General features: G+C 57.1%; 16 protein-coding genes and 2 tRNA genes. 9 read left to right on the top strand and 9 right to left on the bottom strand.

Going from position 1 to position 19,228, the window contains the following annotated elements:
- The first annotated feature begins 38 nt into the window (after positions 1-38).
- The gene (locus CFT65_RS13630) at positions 39-668 is read left to right on the top strand and encodes an arylesterase (RefSeq protein ID WP_088828656.1); all 630 of its coding nucleotides are present in this window, start codon (positions 39-41) and stop codon (positions 666-668) included.
- A gap of 7 nt (positions 669-675) precedes the next feature.
- Here the strand turns inward: CFT65_RS13630 and CFT65_RS13635 are convergent, their stop codons facing one another.
- Positions 676-1,641 (bottom strand): YheT family hydrolase, encoded by a 966-nt coding sequence (locus CFT65_RS13635; RefSeq protein ID WP_172408495.1) that lies wholly within the window; start codon positions 1,639-1,641, stop codon positions 676-678.
- A gap of 72 nt (positions 1,642-1,713) precedes the next feature.
- Between CFT65_RS13635 and CFT65_RS13640 the strand changes: the two genes are divergently transcribed.
- A tRNA-Asn gene (locus tag CFT65_RS13640) sits at positions 1,714-1,789 on the top strand.
- Between the two features lie 56 nt (positions 1,790-1,845).
- Here the strand turns inward: CFT65_RS13640 and CFT65_RS13645 are convergent.
- A complete protein-coding gene (locus tag CFT65_RS13645; RefSeq protein WP_088829566.1) occupies positions 1,846-3,135 on the bottom strand; it encodes a M18 family aminopeptidase in 1,290 nt (429 codons plus the stop codon).
- A gap of 121 nt (positions 3,136-3,256) precedes the next feature.
- Here CFT65_RS13645 and CFT65_RS13650 point away from each other — a divergent pair, with 121 nt between their 5' ends.
- Positions 3,257-3,742, top strand: coding sequence for a hypothetical protein (locus tag CFT65_RS13650; protein ID WP_088828657.1), 486 nt, complete (start codon positions 3,257-3,259; stop codon positions 3,740-3,742).
- Between the two features lie 107 nt (positions 3,743-3,849).
- Complete coding sequence (locus tag CFT65_RS13655; RefSeq protein ID WP_088828658.1) at positions 3,850-4,458, top strand: outer membrane beta-barrel protein; 609 nt, start codon at positions 3,850-3,852, stop codon at positions 4,456-4,458.
- Positions 4,459-4,565: 107 nt separating this feature from the next.
- Here the strand turns inward: CFT65_RS13655 and rlmKL are convergent, their stop codons facing one another.
- Positions 4,566-6,740, bottom strand: coding sequence for a bifunctional 23S rRNA (guanine(2069)-N(7))-methyltransferase RlmK/23S rRNA (guanine(2445)-N(2))-methyltransferase RlmL (gene rlmKL / locus CFT65_RS13660; protein WP_088828659.1), 2,175 nt, complete (start codon positions 6,738-6,740; stop codon positions 4,566-4,568).
- Between the two features lie 319 nt (positions 6,741-7,059).
- Here rlmKL and rmf point away from each other — a divergent pair, with 319 nt between their 5' ends.
- Positions 7,060-7,272 (top strand): ribosome modulation factor, encoded by a 213-nt coding sequence (rmf, locus tag CFT65_RS13665; protein ID WP_008172042.1) that lies wholly within the window; start codon positions 7,060-7,062, stop codon positions 7,270-7,272.
- A 172-nt stretch (positions 7,273-7,444) separates the two neighbouring features.
- Here the strand turns inward: rmf and CFT65_RS13670 are convergent, their stop codons facing one another.
- On the bottom strand, positions 7,445-8,464 hold the full coding sequence (locus CFT65_RS13670; protein ID WP_088828660.1) for a quinone-dependent dihydroorotate dehydrogenase: 1,020 nt from the start codon (positions 8,462-8,464) through the stop codon (positions 7,445-7,447).
- A 409-nt stretch (positions 8,465-8,873) separates the two neighbouring features.
- Between CFT65_RS13670 and CFT65_RS13675 the strand changes: the two genes are divergently transcribed.
- Positions 8,874-10,034 (top strand): cation diffusion facilitator family transporter, encoded by a 1,161-nt coding sequence (locus CFT65_RS13675; protein WP_088828661.1) that lies wholly within the window; start codon positions 8,874-8,876, stop codon positions 10,032-10,034.
- Between the two features lie 19 nt (positions 10,035-10,053).
- Here CFT65_RS13675 and CFT65_RS13680 read toward each other — a convergent pair whose 3' ends face one another.
- A complete protein-coding gene (locus CFT65_RS13680) occupies positions 10,054-11,553 on the bottom strand; it encodes a RimK family protein (RefSeq protein ID WP_088828662.1) in 1,500 nt (499 codons plus the stop codon).
- A 199-nt stretch (positions 11,554-11,752) separates the two neighbouring features.
- Between CFT65_RS13680 and rimI the strand changes: the two genes are divergently transcribed.
- Positions 11,753-12,871: a ribosomal protein S18-alanine N-acetyltransferase gene (gene rimI / locus CFT65_RS13685; protein WP_088828663.1), complete on the top strand. Its 1,119-nt coding sequence runs from the start codon at positions 11,753-11,755 to the stop codon at positions 12,869-12,871.
- On the opposite strand, the gene uvrB is transcribed toward rimI, so the two are convergent.
- Positions 12,872-14,932: an excinuclease ABC subunit UvrB gene (gene uvrB, locus CFT65_RS13690; protein ID WP_088828664.1), complete on the bottom strand. Its 2,061-nt coding sequence runs from the start codon at positions 14,930-14,932 to the stop codon at positions 12,872-12,874.
- 183 nt (positions 14,933-15,115) lie between these two features.
- Between uvrB and CFT65_RS13695 the strand changes: the two genes are divergently transcribed.
- Both CFT65_RS13695 and CFT65_RS13700 read left to right on the top strand, forming a co-directional pair.
- On the top strand, positions 15,116-16,300 hold the full coding sequence (locus CFT65_RS13695) for a pyridoxal phosphate-dependent aminotransferase (protein WP_088828665.1): 1,185 nt from the start codon (positions 15,116-15,118) through the stop codon (positions 16,298-16,300).
- 70 nt (positions 16,301-16,370) lie between these two features.
- A tRNA-Asn gene (locus CFT65_RS13700) sits at positions 16,371-16,446 on the top strand.
- A gap of 523 nt (positions 16,447-16,969) precedes the next feature.
- Here the strand turns inward: CFT65_RS13700 and pyrF are convergent.
- From pyrF to CFT65_RS13715, 3 genes are read right to left on the bottom strand one after another with little or no spacing between them, the layout of a single operon-like run.
- Positions 16,970-17,680: an orotidine-5'-phosphate decarboxylase gene (pyrF, locus tag CFT65_RS13705; protein WP_088828666.1), complete on the bottom strand. Its 711-nt coding sequence runs from the start codon at positions 17,678-17,680 to the stop codon at positions 16,970-16,972.
- Positions 17,681-17,712: 32 nt separating this feature from the next.
- A complete protein-coding gene (gene lapB / locus CFT65_RS13710) occupies positions 17,713-18,882 on the bottom strand; it encodes a lipopolysaccharide assembly protein LapB (RefSeq protein WP_088828667.1) in 1,170 nt (389 codons plus the stop codon).
- Positions 18,882-19,184, bottom strand: a complete 303-nt coding sequence (locus CFT65_RS13715; RefSeq protein WP_064230620.1) for a LapA family protein — start codon at positions 19,182-19,184, stop codon at positions 18,882-18,884. Before CFT65_RS13715 ends, lapB begins: the two co-directional genes overlap by 1 nt.
- Positions 19,185-19,228 lie beyond the last annotated feature (44 nt).

A 19,228-nucleotide genomic window follows, 5' to 3' on the forward strand; every position in this document is an offset into this window, starting at 1 on the left:
TGGGTCTCGAAAACGGCTTAAAGGTGTATTGGTTGTCTATGCATACGGCATTGGTGTACGTCAGATCAATTCTTTTTCTCGTGGTTGCCCTGCTGGCCCTGCCGGTGGCAGCCAACCAGAACACGCTGCTTATCGTCGGTGACAGCCTCAGTGCGGCCTATGGGGTGCCCTCCGAAACTTCCTGGGTGCAGCTTCTGAGAAACCGGCTCGAGAGCAACGGGTTGAAGGGCTGGGAAGTGGTCAATGCCAGCATAAGCGGAGAAACCACGGATGGCGGTGCCCGCCGGCTACCTGATCTCCTTGAGGAGAACGAACCCGATGTGGTGGTCATTGAATTGGGTGGCAACGATGGCCTTCGCGGTTTTCCGCCCAATGTTATCGAATCCAATCTCGCCTCCATGATCGAAAAGGTCCAGAACTCGGGTGCTCGCGCCGTGCTGGTGGGTATGCAGATACCTCCGAACTACGGACAGCGGTATACAGAAATGTTCGCCGGGATCTATCCGAAACTGTCTGACCAGTATGACACCGCGCTGGTTCCCTTTTTCCTGGACGGAATCTACAACCAGGCCGGGCTGATGCAGGACGACGGCATTCATCCTACCGAGGAAGCCCAGACCCAACTGTTGGAAAACGTCTGGCCGGTGCTCAAACCGATCCTGCAATAAAGCCGGCTCAGGCCAATCCTTGCAGGAAGGCCAGAGCCCGGCGCTCAGACCAGTAGAAGCCGTCGCGGGCATGTTCGACAAATCCCACATGGCCACCCCAACGGGGTGCTTCCAGACGCACATGGGCGCCGAGCTTCCGCCGCGATTCCGGAAAACAGTGCGCCGACAGGAACGGATCATCGGCAGCATTCACCATCAGCGCGGGCACCCGGATATCTCGCATCCGTCCCAGTGCCGAACACTGCGCCCAGTAATCCTGAGCATTACGGAAACCGTGCAGTGGAGCGGTGTAACGGTCATCAAACTCGTGAAAGCTGCGGATGGCATCAAACCCTGAAATATCAATCAGGTCCGGAAATCTTTCCGCCTTTTCCTGCATTTTGACCTTCAAATCCCGGAGAAAGCGCTGCATGTAGATCTTCCGGCTGGGCAACGCCAGCATATCGGCGCTGCCAGCCAGGTCACAGGGAACTGAATAGGCAACGGCGCCGCAGATCCGGCTGTCCACCCGCTCGCCCTGCTCCCCCAGGTAGAGCAACGTCAGGTTGCCTCCCATGCTGAAGCCCGACAGAAACAGGGTGTCGTAAGTGCCGGCCAGACCATGATCCACCACCAGGCTGAGGTCTTGTGTGGCGCCACTGTGGTAAAACCTTGGCTGTCGGTTCATCACACCGCCGCAGGAGCGGAAGTTCCAGGCCAGAACGTCCCAACCCTCCCGTAACAGGGCCCGGCTAAGGCCTAGCACATAGGGCCGGCGGCTGTGACCCTCCAGACCATGAGAGACAATGGCTAGGCGGTCACTGCCCTGCCGGTACCAATCCAGGTGCAGTTCGTCGTCATCTGGTGTGGTAATAATTTCCGGTTCCGGATCCACCATTGGCACCTTGCGAAACAGCGTGGGCCAGACAGACTGGACGTGGCCATTCCGCAACCACAGCGGCGGACGGTAGTGAAGGGTCCTGCTTTCGTACAATTTTTAGCCTTTCATATCAGGGGGTTGACCCCGTAAATCAAAGCGCTTAATATGCGCGCCACTTGATGCTGTTCCCCGATAGCTCAGTTGGTAGAGCAACGGACTGTTAATCCGTTTGTCGCTGGTTCGAGCCCAGCTCGGGGAGCCACTTATTCCAAAATGCCGCTGTTTCTTCAGAACCAGCGGCATTTTTCGTTTCAGACCTCAGAAAATCAGTTCGCGCTGCATGAACTCGGTCAGTACGCGGTACAACGTGAAACCATCCTCGGTGCCAATCAGTTCCCGAATGGAATGCATACCGAACTGGGGCACACCAATATCCAGAGTAGTTACGCCCAGATTCCCCGCCGTCAGTGGCCCGATGGTACTGCCACAGCCCATATCACTGCGAACCACGAACGTCTGGTGCGGCAAACCCAGCTCGTCACTAATGTGCCGATAGACCGCTGCCGAGCGGCTGTTGGTGGCGTAGCGCTGGTTGTGATTGACCTTGATCACCGGCCCCTGATTGAGAATCGGACCGTGATTCTCATCATGCTTGTCCATGTAATTCGGGTGAATGCCATGGGCGTTGTCCGCCGACACCATCATTGAGCGAGCAATAGCACGAGCCTTGCCAGAGCCGGCCCAGCGATCCAGAACCGTAGTCAGGAACGGCCCTTGTGCGCCTTCGGCCGACATGCTGCCAACTTCCTCGTGATCGTTGCAGACCAGCAGCGCGGCTTCGTCGCCGGAGGTTTTCAATAGTGATTGGAGACCAATGTAACAGCTCAGGAGATTGTCCAGGCGCGCCGAGGCAATGAAATCATCGCGCAAACCGACAAACGAAGCCTCACGGGCATCGTAGAAGCTGAGCTCGTAGCCTAGCACCTTGCGGACATTGAGTCCGGCTTCGGTCTTGACCTGTTGCGATAGCAGATCCACAAAGCTGGTCGTGTCGCTTTCGGGAACCTGCATCAGAACCGGTGGCAGATCGGTCTGGGGGTTAACCGTGCGATTGCTGTTGGCATCGCGGTCGAGATGGATGGCCAAGCTGGGAATGAATGCCACAGGCTTACGGAAATCCACCAGGGTGTCCCCTACCTTGCCGTCTTCGTCCAGCACGGTAACCCGACCGGCCAGGGAAAGATCCCGGTCAAACCAGGGATTCAGCAAAACACCGCCGTAAACCTCGACACCCAGCTGGAAAAAGCCATTGCGGCGAAGCTCCGGGTTGGGCTTGACCTTCAGGCAGGGGCTGTCGGTATGAGCGCCCACCATCCGGATCCCCGAGGTGGTGACATCTTTGCTGCCGGTTCGGAAGGCGATGATTGAGGAACCGTTGCGGATAACGTAGTAGCCCTGGTTGCTGGCCAGCGACCAGTCTTCCCGTTCGTCCAGCTCCTGAAACCCGGCCGCGCTGAGCCGTTGCTTCATGGTGTCGACTGCATGCCAGGGTGTGGGGGAAGTGTTCAGAAACTTCAATAAATCTTTGTTAAATTCAGCGTGTTCCATGATGTCCCTGATTAAAAGATAATTGCGCCAATAGTATGGCATGAAGCCGTAAAGCCTCATACTGGGTCAACGGACATTCCCTATAACCGGGTCACAAATCAACCACCACCGGGAGCCCAACGTGCCTGCACCGAGATTTCTCGACATTGAATACTGCCAGACCGACGACGCGCTTTTTCCCACCGCCATGGCCTGGTCGCTGGAGGACGGCCGAATGAAAACCGTGGTGATCGCACCTTCTGACGACTGGCTCCCGGAAGACGGTGACCTGGGTGATGTCGACCTTCTTTATCTCGAAGAACAGGGCGTGCCCCTGATTGAGCTGGCCCGGGAACTGCACCAGGACCTCCCAGACCAGATCGTTTTCGTGGACGGCCTTGATCCGGACGAGATTCTGGTAGACCTGATCTTCACGGCCGTGGCACAGGAGGCCCCGTTCGAAATCGCTCCCATCAGTGAGCTGATCACCGGTCTGGATAGCGAAACCCTGGAAGACCGCCGCCGTCAGCTCCTGTTCGAGGAAAGCCTGGAACCCCAGCTGCCTGAAAACGGCGTCTACGCTCTGCTACTGATGGCCCGGGAAGAAGGCCTGTTCGACGAGGACTGAGCAACAGACAGGACGGGCAAGGGGAAGTGTGACACGGGTCGACGTAACAAACGGTTACACGAGGCAGAATCAGCCCGTATTCGCCCACGTCAGGAATCCCGATAACAATGAACAAGGTTGTGCGAACGCCCGTCATCTGCCCGCTTGTCCCTGCGCTGCTCCTCGCCTCCCAAGCCGTTTTAGGCCAGGAGACTCCAAGGGCAGACAAACACTACATCGGCCTGCTGGCAACCACTTACAACCACCGCACCATCGGTGAAAACACCAAGGAAACCGCCTGGGGCACTGGCGGAACACTGGTGGTGGGTGGCCATATTACCGACCTGTTCCACGCCGAGCTGCGGGCCGGTGGTGGCTTCAAGGACGCCGAGATCCCTGACAGTGACCTGACCCTGAGCGTGGACTACTACGCCAGCTGGTATATGGGCCTGCACTACCCGATCACCGACTACGCCAATGTCTACGGCCAGTTCGGCTTTTCCTACATTCACGGTGAAGGCGAGGTCAGCGATCCGGCGAATGACCGCAACAGCCCCTACCTGGATCTAGATGGCGAATTTCCGGACAGCGGCTTCAGCATAAGCTGGATCGCCGGTCTCGACTTCGAGGTGATGGACAACACCTTCCTGGTGTTTGAGGGCGGAAAGCTGTTCGAAGACACCGGAACGGATGTGAATACCTTCCAGTTCTCCGGCGGCGTGCGCTACGAGTTCTAAAATGTAGGTCGGATTAGCGAAGCGTAATCCGACAATCTGCTGATACTTAATGCCGCTGAATTTTGTCGGATTACGCTTCGCTAATCCGACCTACGAATCCCGAAGAGTCAGGCCTTGTGGCGAATGTGCCAGCACCGGTGTATCCGGGCGTTGCGCTGAAAATCCTTGTCCAGGGTATCCCGCGTCACTTCAGCAACCTCGAACTCGCTTTCCAGCGTCTCGTCCAGCTTGAAGCGTCGGAAATTGCTGGAAAAGATCAGCAACCCGTCGGAACTCAACCGTGCCATGGCCTGCCTGACCAGCGTCGGATGATCCTTCTGGATATCCAGAACGCCGGCCATACGGGCAGAGTTGGAAAAGGTCGGCGGGTCCATGAAGATCAGGTCAAACCGTTGGTCCGCCGTTTTCCGGTCTGCCAGCCAGGCCAGGCAGTCTGCCTGCTCTACCCGATGCTTCTTGGGGTCGGCTCCGTTCAGCGCAAGGTTCTCCTCGGCCCAGCCGACATACGTCTTTGACATATCCAGACTGAGTGAGCGGCTGGCGCCTCCAGCCACGGCATGCACAGTAGCCGCGCCAGTATAGCAAAACAGGTTCAGAAAGCGCTGGTTTGCCGAGTGTTGCTGAATCCAGCGCCGCACCGGTCGATGATCCAGAAACAGACCGGTGTCCAGATAATCCTTGAGGTTTACCTTCAACACGCAGCCATGTTCGTGAACCTCGAAAAACTCGCCGCTGGCGGCCTGCTTCTCATACTGATTGGTACCCGTCTGTCGCTGACGCTGCTTGCACACCATGTCTTCCCGCTCCACGCCCAGTGCTTCGGGAATGATCGCAAGGGCTTCGGCCAGGCGTTCACGGGCGGAGCGCTCGTCCACTGATTTCGGAGCGGCATACTCCTGCACGTGAACGCGCCCCTCGTAGATATCGATCGCCAAGGCAAACTCCGGCATGTCCGCATCGTAAAGACGATAGCAACCAATGCCCTGCTTTCTTGCCCACTGGCCAATGCTCTTCATATTTTTCTTGAGCCGGTTACGGAGCATGGCCGCACGCTCCTCGTTGGCGATGCGAGGAGTAATCTCACCCGGAATATCAGGCGCCCGCGGTGTCATGGCGCTGACGTCATTGATCTCGAACAGCAACAACTGAGCGGGCAGCTTGCCGTTGAAAAGCCGGTATTGCTTGTAGCTTCGCAAACCGATGGACTTACCGAATTCCGGGGCCCCGGTGAATACGCCAAGGCGCCAGCCTGGAACGCTGCGTTTCACCGCGTCGCCCAGGGCCTGGTACAAGTCACCCAGCTTTCTGCGCTCACTCAACCGCTCACCGTATGGGGGATTGGTCAGCACCAGCCCCTGCGCAGACCAGTCGCCCTCAAGTTCCAGAGCATCGACCGCCCGGGCCTCAACGTGGACAACATTCTCCAGACCGGCCCTTTGAATGTTTTTCCAGGCAGTCGCGATGACCCGGCTGTCCTGATCAAAGCCCGCCATTTTGGGAATTCGCCCTTGTTTACCCTCATGGGCGCGGCGCTCCGCTTCCTGGCGCAGTGAGAACCACATCTCGGGCTGATGGCCTGGCCATTTCTCGAAGCCGAACCGTTCCTGCTTGCGGCCGGGCGCCATGTCCAGCGCCATCATGGCAGCTTCAATGACAAGAGTGCCGGACCCACACATCGGGTCCACGAAATCGCCGCCGGCCGCGGCAATCTCCGACCAGCCCGCGCGCATCAGCAATGCCGCAGCCAGGTTTTCTTTCAGTGGCGCTATGCCTTTATCCGTCCGGTAGCCGCGCATGTGCAGGCTGTGCCCGCTCAGATCAATGCCCAGGGACAAACGGCCACGATTGAGTCGGGCGGAGACAATGACATCCGGGTTTTTGGCATCCACTGAAGGACGCGGTCCGCCATTGGTCTGGAACCGGTCCACAATGCCGTCCTTGACCCTTTGGGCGCCATATTGCGTATTGCGGATGGCCTCGTTCTGCCCGAGAAACGTAACGCGAAAACTGCCGTGCACAGGAATGTGCTGTTGCCAATCCATGTGGACAACGCCGTCATAGAGCTGATCGCCGCTGTTGGCATCCACTTCGCCAATGTGAAGGATCACCCGGTTGGCGAGACGCGACCATAGACAGGCGCGATAACCACCCTCCAGGGAACCTTCCACCCAGACCCCGGCCGGGGCATTGCGCACGGTATCCAGACCAAAGGTGCTGAGCTCGTCCGCCAGTAGGTATTCCACCCCCTTCGGGCAGGTTACGAAAAATACAGATTTGGACAAGTTCAACTCCTGGTTCTTGGACGGCTTGAGGTAAGTTTCCGAAATAAGGGCTATTCCGAAAATCGAAGCAAAATTTTTAGTTCACATAACTATAAAAAAAGCGTCACATAGATGAAATAATTAGTGTACATCCGCTAAAGGTTCGACTTACCTTGTAAGTGACGCGTCGTTCCGGAAGGGTGCGAACCTTCCGTTAACAGGATCCTGACTGCTCTGGCTTGAGCTGACAATAGTGGGTTATCCCGGAGCGGGTAACACTTGTCGCAGCCACTGCAGATGTGTACACGCTTGTTCTGTTAATCCATCAGTGAGGAACGGCATGAAAAGACAGAAAAGAGACATGTACGCTCGTGCATTCAAGCGGGGTTATCTCGCTGGCGTGTCCGGAAAATCCAAAGACAGCTGCCCGATTGAACAGGCGGAAGTTCGACAGGAATGGCTGAACGGGTGGCGAGAAGGCCGCACAGATCAATGGGAGGGCATGACCGGCGTATCCGGCATCCATAAACTGGCTAACGTTACGACAGCGTGACGCCTTAACCAACCCCGATTCTTAATCTGATCTTTTTACACACAATTTGACGCAGTACCCAGAGCAACCCAAACGGGGCCTCCCGCCCCGTACCATGCGATGAAGCGCCACGGGGTACATTCCCCGCCAGGGCCCGCTAAGCGGGCCCACTTTCGTTATGGGGCACGGTAAATCACTTGACCTGCCGGATCGCCTCAACAGCTTCTTTAATCAGTTCAGGCCCCCGATAAATGAAGCCGGTGTAGATCTGGACCAGCCTGGCACCGGCCCGGACTTTCTCGGCCGCACTTTCACCGTCCATAATGCCACCCACACCAATAATCGGCAGTGATTCCCCCAGCTCCGCATAAAGCCCATGGATGACCCTGAGAGAAGCCTCCCTCACCGGTGCGCCGCTAAGGCCACCAGCTTCATCGGCATGGGTATGGCCTGCCACAGCATCCCGGCTGATCGTTGTATTGGCGGCAATCACGCCATCAAGCCCCGTCTCACGCAGTGCGGATGCCACGAAGCGGATACCATCATCATCCATGTCCGGAGCGATCTTCACCGCCACAGGCACGTACCGGCCATGCAACTTCTCGCACTGGAGCTGTTCGTCCTTGATCGCCTCCAGTAGGCCCTTCAGGGAGTCTCCAAACTGCAGATCCCGAAGACCGGGCGTGTTGGGCGAGGACACATTCACCGTTATGTAGTCGGCCCGACTGTAAACTGCCGATATCCCTTTCCGGTAATCTGACTCGGACTGGTCGTTGGGCGTATCCTTGTTCTTGCCAACATTGATTCCAAGCACGCCCTTGTAGCGGCGCTGATCCACACGGGCCAGCAAGTGGGCCAGCCCCTCGTTGTTGAAACCCATCCGGTTAATGATGGCCTGATGCTCCGGTAGCCGGAACATCCGCGGCTTGGGGTTGCCGGGCTGCGCCAGAGGCGTCACGGTACCGACTTCAATAAACCCGAAGCCCAGGGCGCCAAGCGCATCGATGTGATCGGCGTTCTTATCCAGACCTGCAGCAAGCCCGACGGGGTTCGGAAAATCCAGCCCCATAACATTTACTGGCAATGAATCTATCTTTGGTGAAAAAGCGTTCAAAACGCCTAATCGGTGCGCAAGATCGAGACCATTCAATGCAACATTGTGAGCCTGCTCCGCTGGAAGGCGGAAAAGCAGATTGCGGATAACGCCGTACATCTGAAAAAACTCCCCTGATCCAAGTGGGCGGAGTATACCGGAAGTTTTCCACAGCATCCCGGGATAGAACCAAATCAGCTCTAAATGACTGTATCATGGCACTCTCATGACCTTTTCCACGGAATCTGTGGATAAACCTGTTGAAAATCGCGGGGCAACGGTTGTCATCCCTTGATAACTGCGCCAATCTACAAATTGATCATTTTTTAACCAGTTATTTTTATGTTTATTTTCAATCGCTTATATATTTTTTTCCTAGCTGTCGACAAATACTAAACAAAATGTTAACCCGTCACCGTTTTGCAATGATGTGCATAAATCACTTGAAATCCTCCCTTTGAGGCGCCCCTGCCAAAGCCCCTGAGATTAACGTTATACTGACACCTGTCTTCTGATCTGGAGTGCTTCAATGCAAGAGCCGATTTCCCCCGCCCAACAGCACCGGGAAAACCTCGCGGGCGAAATGAAGGCCGCCTCGCGCGTGACCATTATCGGAATGATTCTCGATGCCGTGCTCGGGATCATAAAAGTCATTGGTGGTGCTCTTTTTCATTCCCAGGCCCTGCTGGTGGATGGCATTCACTCCTTTACGGATGTCGCCTCTGATCTGGTTGTTCTTGGCGTCATGAAGGTATCGCGCCAGGAGCCGGATGACGACCATCCCTACGGCCACCAGCGAATCGAAACCTTCGGCACTTTGGTTCTGGGCAGCATCCTGATTGCCGTTGGCGCCGCCCTGGCCTGGGAAAACACCCTACGCCTGATAGAGGGCGGCGTGGATACCGTGCCTGGCTGGCCGGTTCTGGTGGCAGCTGCAGCTTCTGTTGCGGGCAAGGAATGGATTTTCCGATACACACGCCATGTTGGTCTCAAGATCCGCTCGGACCTGATTATCGCCAACGCCTGGCACAGCCGAACCGATGCATTTTCCTCAGTCGTGGTTCTGGTGTCCACGGCCGGCGCCATGCTCGGCATGGTCTGGCTTGATGTGTTCGCGGCGGTGGTGATCGCAGGCATCATTATCCACATTGGCTGGAAGTTTACCTGGGACAGCGTCAAGGAGCTTGTGGATACCGGCCTCTCCCAGGAAGATACGGAGATGCTCAAAAGTATCGCCCGGGACACAAACGGAGTGCGCAACGTGCACGAACTTCGCAGCCGTCGTATGGGTCACGACATTCTGCTGGATATACACCTGGTGGTTCGCCCCGAAATCAGCGTTTCGGAAGGACATCAGATCGGCATGCAGGTTGTCTCTGGAATGCGGGATGCCCTGGACAACATTCGGGACATCAACTTCCATATCGACGCCGAAAACGACGAAGATCAGCCGCTGACCTCCGAGCGCCTGCCCTCCCGTGAAGACATCCGGGCCATCCTGGCCCGACACCTGGGAGAGTTGCCGCAACACAGCCGGCTTCGGTTGCACTATCTGAAAAACAAAGTCCATTTGGAGCTGTTCCTGGATGGCCCCGAGGGTGAGACCGTCTTCTCATCCTCGAACATCAGGGAAAAGCTCGGTGATTACCCGTGGTTTGGGAGTGTCCGGGTTTGGGTGTCCGGCCCCTGAAAGCAGCCGGCCATAGAGCCTAGCGACGCCTGTTCTCTTCCATCCTTGAAAGAAATTCATGCATGATAAGGGTATAGAGCTCACCCCCGAGGAAGCGGTCTTCCACGCCGGCATCAATGCTCGGATTGTCGTTGACTTCAATGACGGCAACGCGGTTGCCTGACTGCTTGATATCCACCCCGTACAGCCCGTTGCCGATAAGCTTGGTGGCATTCAGGGCCGCCTGAATGACATTTCTTGGCACCTCATACGTGGGCATGGTTTCAAAACCACCGCTCTCACTCTCCGACTCGCTGTGCTGATAGATCTGCCAATGGCCTTTGACCATCATGTACTTGCAGGCGTAGATGGCCCGTCCACCAAGCACACCAATGCGCCAGTCGTAATCGGTATACAGGTATTCCTGAGCCAGCACCAGGGCGGACTGCTTGAACAGATCCCTCAGGCCGGCGCGAAGGGTTTTCTCGTCTTCGGCCTTGGTAACGCCGCGGGAAAACGCACCATCCGGGATCTTGATGACCACCGGAAAGCCGAGTTCAGTGATGACCTGCTCGACAGCGTTCTTCTGATCTTTGGAAAGGATCAGTGTCTTTGGCGTGGGAACCTTGTTGTTCTTCAGGAGATCCGCAAGGAATACCTTGTTGGTACACTTGAGGATCGACACCGGGTCATCAATGACCACCATGCCTTCAGCGGCCGCCTTGCGGGCAAACCGGTAAGTGTGGTGGTCAATGGCGGTGGTCTCCCGAATGAACAACCCATCGTATTCCGGCAGGCGCATATAATCCCGGCGGGTAATCTGCTCAACGTTGATGCCCAGTTTACGTCCGGCCTTCTCGAAGCGCTTCAGGGCAACCTTGTCACTGGGCGGCATCTCCTCATCGGGATTGACCAGCACAGCCAGATCATAGCGGTAACGGCGACGGGTCCTGGGCTTCCGCCACACCATGCTGCTAAAACGATCCAGGGCGACAGCGAACACATCCTGTTCCTGTTCGCCAAGATCCGCCGGAGCGGCCGGTTTCATGGACTCGATCTGCCACTGTTTGCGGCGCTTGAAGACGATCTCAAGAATCGGGCACGGGAAACGCTCGAACAGCGCACGGGCAACCGGTCTGAGATCCGGATGCTGAGCCTGGCCAAAGTAGGTCCGGATCCGGACTTCGTGGGTCGCCGCCCGCTCGTCACTGGCGGGATCAATTGCCGAGCCGGCCGCTTCCAGCCAGTTGATGACGCTTTCATCAAGCTCTTCCAGCTCAAGGGAAAAGAGGCCTTTGCGTCCCAGGTCATTGAGCGTCATCACCGAAGGCACCACGTGGTGGCCACGGGCTTCTGCCAGAAGTGAGCAATAATAGCCCTTGCTCAGGTACCGGGCGCTCTGACACAGGTTGATGACTCTCACCCGGCTGGCGGGCGGAGCTGAGAACTGGAGGTACTGATCGAACGTCAGCACATCCTCACTGGGGTAATACGGCGCCCAGTCTTTGGCGCGGTCCACTACGATAAGCAATCGGGACATTAAAGGCATTCCTCCCTGAAAGGTCTTGCCTGTTATTTGAGGCCACAATACGCCGGCCACGATCGGTGCACAATCGGCGAATAATGCGTGCTTTTACGCATCCTTGCGGTCTTTGCGTTACCCTGACTCTCACACATAATCGCTGAGTACGGGAAGCCCACCAGCATGCCCTCCTCGCGTTTCGCAAGGCCGTCTCTCAATGCCTGATTTCCAGCTCCGACAAGCCGCCAGCAAGGATCTCGACGCCCTGGTCTTGCTCGAAAACCGGTGCTTCGCCGAAGACCGTCTTTCCAGGCGTAGCTTCCGTCGTTTTCTGGAGATGCCCAGAGACCGCTTGATTGTGGCCGAGGCCGATGGCGAACTGGTGGGCTACTGCCTGGTTCTGATGAGCGCTGCTACCCGGCTGGCCCGAATCTACTCCATTGCGGTGTCACCGGCTGTCCGTGGTCAGGGTGTGGGCGAGAAACTGGTACGGGAAGCAGAATCGGAGGCGGTGGACACTGGCCGTATCATCATGCGCCTGGAAGTCCGCGAAGATAACAAAGGCGCCATTGCCCTCTATAAGCGGCTCGGTTATCGCCAGTTTGGCACCTATCGGGATTATTACGAGGACCACGGCGACGCCCTCCGCTTTGAGCGACGGATACTTTTCTACGAGCCGTCAAGAGAGTTTCCGGCCATTCCCTACTACCCGCAGACCACGGATTTTTCCTGCGGACCGGCGGCGCTGATCATGGCGATGGCAGCTCTGGATGAGCAACAACCGGTCACTACTCTGGAAGAACTGAAAATCTGGCGGGAGGCGACTACTATTTTCATGCTCGCCGGCCATGGGGGTTGTGGCCCCCATGGTCTTGCGCTTTCAGCTTGGCATCGTGGTTTTGAAGCCAGTGCCTGGATCAGCATGGAGGGCGCCCTGTTCAAGGACACGGTCCGGAACGAGGACAAAAAAAGGGTTCTGGAGCTGGTTCACGAAGGTTTCCTGCATGACATCGGCCAGACCGACATCCAGCTGCACCATGACCCGCTGACTCTGGAAGCCATGGAAGAGGCCCTGCACGAGGGCCGCGTTCCGCTCATCCTGATCAGCACCTGGCAGTTGAACCGCAGCCGCGTTCCCCACTGGGTGACCGTGTGCGCGATCGATGACCAGTTCGTATACCTGCACGACCCGGAGATCGACGTGGAAGTCGGCGAAACCGTAGCCGACAAACAGTACCTGCCGGTCGACCGCCGGGTATTCAGCCAGATTTCCCGCTATGGCCGAAATCAGCCATTGCAGGCCGCAGTCATCGTGGGACCGAAACGGCCGGCCTGATTACCCGGTCCGCAAAGCCGCCTCTTTCAACTCGGCAATATCATCCCGTAGACGAGCGGCCGTTTCGAAATCCAGCTCGGACGCGGCCTTGTACATTTCATCCTCCAGCCGGGACACTTCCTTGAGGACTTCCTCCGGCGAGCGGTTGCCAGCCTTGGCCCGATACTGTTCCGCCTCTTCCGCCGCTTTCTGTCCCGGACGCTCAGCCTTGCGACGGCCCCGACCGCCGCCACCGGCGCCTTCCATGATATCGGCAATCTTCTTGTTCAGGCCCTGCGGGGTAATGCCCTGCTCGAGGTTATGGGCCTCCTGCTTGGCCCGGCGACGTTCTGTTTCATTAATGGCCCGCTGCATGGAGCCTGTAATCCGGTCGCCGTAGAGTATGGCCTTACCGTGAACATTTCGAGCGGCACGTCCCATGGTCTGGATCAGTGAACGCTCGGAGCGCAGGAAGCCTTCCTTGTCGGCATCCAGGATGGCTACCAGCGAGACCTCGGGCATGTCCAGACCTTCCCGCAAGAGGTTGATGCCCACCAGCACATCGAATTCACCCCGCCGGAGGTCCCGGATGATCTCGACCCGCTCCACAGTGTCGATGTCCGAGTGCAGATAGCGAACCTTGATGTCGTGTTCCATCAGAAAGTCGGTGAGGTCTTCTGCCATACGCTTGGTCAGCGTTGTCACCAGAACCCGCTCCTTCGCCTTCACCCGTGTGTGGATTTCGGAGAGCAGATCGTCCACCTGGGTAGAGGCCGGACGCACTTCGATTTCCGGGTCCAGCAGACCGGTGGGGCGCACCACCTGTTCCACCACCTGACCAGCATGCTCGGCCTCGTAAGTCGACGGGGTGGCCGACACGAAGATCATCTGCGGCGCAATTCGCTCCCATTCTTCAAACTTCATGGGCCGGTTATCCAGCGCTGATGGAAGGCGGAAACCGTACTCAACAAGGGTTTCCTTCCGGGATCGGTCGCCCTTGTACATGGCACCGATCTGGGGAATGGTCACATGGGATTCATCCACCACCAACAAGGCATTGGGCGGCAGGTAATCAAACAGTGTCGGCGGTGCCTCACCGGGTCGACGACCGGAGAGATAACGCGAGTAGTTCTCGATGCCGTTGCAATAGCCCAGCTCCAGCATCATCTCGATATCGTACCGGGTTCGCTCTTCCAGGCGCTGGGCCTCAACCAGCCGGTTGTTGTCTCTCAGCTGCTGTAGCCGCTCATCCAGCTCAACCTTGATATGCTCAACCGCATCCAGCACCGTCTGCCGGGGCGTCACATAATGCGATTTCGGGTAAATGGTTACCCGTGGCACCCGGCGCAGGACCTCGCCGGTCAACGGGTCGAAATAGCTGAGATTCTCCACCTCGTCATCGAAGAGCTCGATGCGGATAGCTTCCTTCTCGGATTCCGCCGGGAATACATCGATCACATCACCCCGAACCCGGTAATTGGCCCGGTGGAACTCGATATCGTTCCTGGTGTATTGAAGCTCGGCCAGGCGCCGGAGGATGTATCGCTGATCAATCTGATCGCCCCGGTCCAGATGCAGCATCATCTTCAGGTAGGACTGTGGGTCACCGAGGCCGTAGATGGACGAAACCGTCGCCACAATGATGGCATCCGGTCTTTCCAGTAATGCCTTGGTTGCCGACAGACGCATCTGCTCGATGTGCTCGTTAATGGACGCGTCTTTCTCGATAAACGTGTCCGACGAGGGCACGTAGGCTTCAGGCTGATAGTAGTCGTAATAGGAGACGAAATATTCTACCGCGTTGTCGGGAAAGAATTCCTTGAACTCACCATAGAGCTGGGCCGCCAGGGTCTTGTTGTGGGCCATGATAATGGTAGGCCGCTGGACCTGCTGGATGACATTGGCGATGGTGAAGGTTTTGCCGGAGCCGGTTACCCCCAGCAACGTCTGGTGTGCCAGACCGGAGTGGATACCATCCACCAGCCCCTCGATTGCCATGGGCTGATCGCCCGCTGGCTGGAACGGTGAATCCACTTTGAACGCACCTTCTCTGGCGGACACGTTTGCCTGATTACTGGCCATAACTGGCGGAAACCTCCGGTAAAACCGACGCACGGGCAAAACAGCCCCTGCCATTCGAGAAATTTAGCGATACACTGGCTTCATGATACCATCAGTGCGATCGACGGCTGGGCGAAAATCAGCCAGCAGCTCTGGCACCCGGCGGTCGCAGCCCTATCAGACGCAGCTTTAAGGAGCGCAAGTTTGGACCTTCAACTTTCCAGCCGAGTACAGGCAATCAAGCCCTCTCCCACCCTCGCAGTCACCAACAAGGCCGCGGAGCTACGCGCAGCAGGCCAGGACATCATCGGCCTGGGAGCCGGCGAGCCGGACTTCGACACACCTGATCACATCAAACAGGCAGCCATTGAAGCCATCAATAACGGCCAGACAAAGTACACCGCCGTGGATGGTACGCCAGCCCTGAAAAAAGCGATTATTGCGAAGTTCAAACGGGACAACGGCCTGGATTACGAAGCCAACCAGGTACTGGTAAGCAGTGGTGGCAAACAGAGCTTTTTCAACCTCGCACTTGCCACACTGAACCCGGGTGACGAAGCCATCATCCCTGCTCCGTACTGGGTTTCCTACCCGGATATGGTGCTGGTGGCTGAAGGCAAACCCGTGATTATCGAAACCGGCGCTGAAACCCGCTTCAAGATCACTCCGGAGCAGCTGGAAAACGCGATTACCGAGCGCACCCGCCTGTTCGTGATCAACAGCCCCTCGAACCCAAGCGGCATGGCCTACACCCTGGAAGAGCTGCAGGCCATCGGCGAGGTACTGAAGAAGCACCCGAACATCATGATCGCCACTGACGACATGTATGAGCCGATCCTCTGGACCGGCAAGCCGTTCTGCAACATCCTGAACGCCACGCCTGAGCTGTATGACCGCACCTTCGTCCTGAATGGCGTATCCAAGGCCTACTCCATGACTGGCTGGCGTATCGGCTACGCCGCGGGCCCGGCGAAAATCATCGGCGCCATGAAGAAGATCCAGTCCCAGAGCACCTCCAACCCCGCCTCCATCTCCCAGGCAGCGGCACAGGCTGCCCTTGATGGTGATCAGGGCTGCGTGGGCGAGATGATCAAGGCATTCAAAGAGCGCCACGACTGGTTGGTCGAGGCACTGAACAAGCTTCCGGGCGTCGAGTGCCTGAATGGCGACGGTACCTTTTACGTGTTCCCGAGCTTCCAGGGTGCCATCGATGCCGATTCCAGCGTCAGCACCGACGTCGAATTCGCCGAGAAACTGCTGACCGACGCCGGCGTGGCACTGGTCCCGGGCTCCGCCTTCGGCTGTCCCGGTCACATGCGCCTGAGCTTCGCGACCAGCATGGAAAACCTGGAAAAGGCTGTCGAACGTCTTCAGAAAGCGCTTGGCTAAAAAGTTCTGGCCAGGGGTTGACGGGGCGGTATTGCCAACTTAATATACGCGCCTCGTCACACGACGACGTTCCCCGATAGCTCAGTTGGTAGAGCAACGGACTGTTAATCCGTTTGTCGCTGGTTCGAGCCCAGCTCGGGGAGCCACTATTCTGAAAACCCGCTAATTCTTTGAGTTAGCGGGTTTTTTATTGCCTTCTTTTTTTGCATTACGTTTTTAACCACATCCTAGGTGGTGATGCATGCTCCTGCCCTGGCCTGCTGTCATTCGGGGCTGGTGGTGTGGGGTCGCCCTCCCAAAAACCGCTACGAGCACGTCCATGTGCGCTTGACTGTGGCCATCCATGGCCACAGACATTTTTGGGAGGGCGACCCCACACCACCGAACCAGAATTCAAAGATATACTCACGGGATATTTGCTGAGTTTCCGCAAGGTACCTAAGGATATGCAACTTGGATTTGCATAGACATGTAGGTCGGATTAGCGCAGCGTAATCCGACAAATCAGTTGAATCCCAGTTTCGCAATATCCCGCGTCGGATTACGCTGCGCTAATCCGACCTACACCCGCCTTTGTTTTTCAGGAAAAGGCGGTCAACTGAAAGGTCCAAACGGGACAGCTGGCACCATTACTCAAAGGCTAGGTCAGGATTCGAGGGCCGGACAGAGCTAGAGCCCTATCATCTCTGAGTGAATAGCCTCCAGGGCAGCCAGCGGGTCAGTTGCCTGGGTAATCGGACGGCCGATCACCAGGTAGTCGGAACCGGCTTTGAGGGCATCGGTGGGAGTCATGATGCGCTGCTGATCGCCTTTGTCAGCAGTCAACGGACGGATACCCGGTGTGATCAGCTTGAAGTCGGCGCCCTGCTCAGCTTTGAGCTTCGGTGCCTCTTGCGCGGAGCAGACGACGCCATCGAGGCCGCAGTTTTTGGTGAGGGTTGCCAGGCGGGACACCTGGGCTTCCGGGGAATCGGGGATGCCGATACCGGCGAGGTCGTCGGCGTTCATGCTGGTGAGGACCGTGACGGCGATCAACAGCGGGCGATCCGCACCAAAAGTTTCCAGGCGTTCCCGGCAGGCGGTCATCATTTTCTCGCCGCCAGAGGCGTGCACATTGACCATCCAGACACCGAGATCGGCTGCAGCCGCAACGGCTGCTGACGTGGTGTTCGGGATGTCATGAAACTTCAGGTCCAGGAATACGTCGAATCCACGCTTCTGAAGTCCTTCCACCAATTGCGGGCCGGAGCGGGTGAACAGTTCCTTGCCCACTTTCAGGCGGCATTTGCTCGGGTCCAGTTTGTCGACCAGCTCAAGGGCAGGATTCTGGGAAGGAAAATCGAGGGCGACGATGATCTTGGGATCGTTAGCGGTTTGCACGTTCACTTATCCTGCAGAAATTCGGTAAAGGTTTATTCGGCTTCAACACCCTGGATCGGGCGTACGGTTTCCCATTGCTTGCAGCTTGGGCAAAGCCAGTGCAGCTGACGGCCAGAGAAACCACAGCTGACACAGCGGTAGACGGGACGATTGGCGAGAATCAGGTGGCCAATACGGCTCACCAGCCTGCCCTCATCAGTGGTCATGCCCTTTTCATAGCCGGCCATTTCCACCAGCCTGAGCAAGCCACGGACGCTCGGGCGCGTTTCCAGTTCCTTTCTGAGCAAGTCGATCGCTCCCGGTCGTCCCGAGGCGCGCTCAACGGATTCCACCAGGGCCAGCAGCAAACTGGTACTCGGATAGCTTTCGTAGAGCTTGCGCAGCTTTTTAGCCAGCCGACCAATGTCACCGTGTTCGTGCTCGAGCTTCATCAAGCGGTCGATCGCTTCCGGCCCGAACTCGGGGTTCTGGTCAAACACTTTCAGGCACTGGTTGCCAGCCTCTCGATAACTGCCCTGACGAACCAGCAGCTTCATCAGAATCAGGTTAGCCCGAACACAGGAGCGATCGTATTCGAGCGCTTCCTTGGCCAGCTTCTGGGCGGCCCATCGGTCGTCCTGCTTCAAAGACTCTTCAGACAGCTCGCAAGTCAGGTAGGCGAGAACCTTGAACATGGCCGGGTCGGCATCGCCTCGGGTCAGGGTTCGTGCGACCTCGGCGGCTTTGCCCCATTCCTTCTCTTGCTGATAGAGGTCGATGAGCTGCTGCGAAGAGTGCCGGCCGTACTCCTTGTCGCCCATCAGCTGGTGCAATAGCGCCTCGGCGCGGTCGAGCAGACCGGCATTGAGGTAATCCCGGGCAAGCTCAAGGGTGACATGTGGCGAGAAACGTGGAGGCAACTCTGGCCTGGCTAGCAGATTCTGGTGAATCAATATGGCACGGTCCGTTTCACCCTTGTTGCGGAAATGGCTGCCAATGGAGAGGTGCAGGCTGACGGTGTCCTTGTTGACCGCAAGGGACTGTACGAAATTCTCAACCGCCTGGTCGGAGTAGTTGGTGAACAGGAACTGGAGACGGTCCTTTACCGATTCCTCATCGGAAATCGTTTTGCCGGATCGACTGTCACCGCTTCCCAGCCGGCCCACAAGCCAGCCAACGGCGACTGCAACTGTCAGCAGCAGCCACTGTAATACGATATCCATTAAAGAGTCCGGTCGTTCTGGGCCCTGGATTTCTCCAATGCCTGCTCGGCGCGATCAAGTCGTTTCTGAAGGGTTCTCCGGGACACCGAGGTGCGGACGGTGGCCAGCATGGTCATCAGCACGCCAACGAGGGCGCCGACAACGAATGCCATGATAATCCAGACGGCAACACCATGGGGTTGGGTTTCAAACAGAAGGAAGTTGAGGGAGACTGCCATTTGATTGTTGAGCGAGAATACCAGTGCCAGCAGAACCAGGACCAAAACCAACAGAATAATAAGGATCTTCTGCAATCCTGCCATAGCAATAGCACTCCCAAAGGGCTTTTATGCCCGAATTATACGCG

It is taken from the genome of Marinobacter sp. es.048, assembly GCF_900188435.1.
Taxonomy (GTDB): domain Bacteria; phylum Pseudomonadota; class Gammaproteobacteria; order Pseudomonadales; family Oleiphilaceae; genus Marinobacter.

Coding starts and splice junctions, on each gene's coding strand:
- CFT65_RS13630 (WP_088828656.1), top strand. CDS start 39: ATGCATACGGCATTGGTGTACGTCAGATCAATTCTTTTTCTCGTGGTT.
- CFT65_RS13645 (WP_088829566.1), bottom strand. CDS start 3,135: ATGGAACACGCTGAATTTAACAAAGATTTATTGAAGTTTCTGAACACT.
- CFT65_RS13655 (WP_088828658.1), top strand. CDS start 3,850: ATGAACAAGGTTGTGCGAACGCCCGTCATCTGCCCGCTTGTCCCTGCG.
- rmf (WP_008172042.1), top strand. CDS start 7,060: ATGAAAAGACAGAAAAGAGACATGTACGCTCGTGCATTCAAGCGGGGT.
- CFT65_RS13670 (WP_088828660.1), bottom strand. CDS start 8,464: ATGTACGGCGTTATCCGCAATCTGCTTTTCCGCCTTCCAGCGGAGCAG.
- CFT65_RS13675 (WP_088828661.1), top strand. CDS start 8,874: ATGCAAGAGCCGATTTCCCCCGCCCAACAGCACCGGGAAAACCTCGCG.
- CFT65_RS13680 (WP_088828662.1), bottom strand. CDS start 11,553: ATGTCCCGATTGCTTATCGTAGTGGACCGCGCCAAAGACTGGGCGCCG.
- rimI (WP_088828663.1), top strand. CDS start 11,753: ATGCCTGATTTCCAGCTCCGACAAGCCGCCAGCAAGGATCTCGACGCC.
- uvrB (WP_088828664.1), bottom strand. CDS start 14,932: ATGGCCAGTAATCAGGCAAACGTGTCCGCCAGAGAAGGTGCGTTCAAA.
- lapB (WP_088828667.1), bottom strand. CDS start 18,882: ATGGATATCGTATTACAGTGGCTGCTGCTGACAGTTGCAGTCGCCGTT.
- CFT65_RS13715 (WP_064230620.1), bottom strand. CDS start 19,184: ATGGCAGGATTGCAGAAGATCCTTATTATTCTGTTGGTTTTGGTCCTG.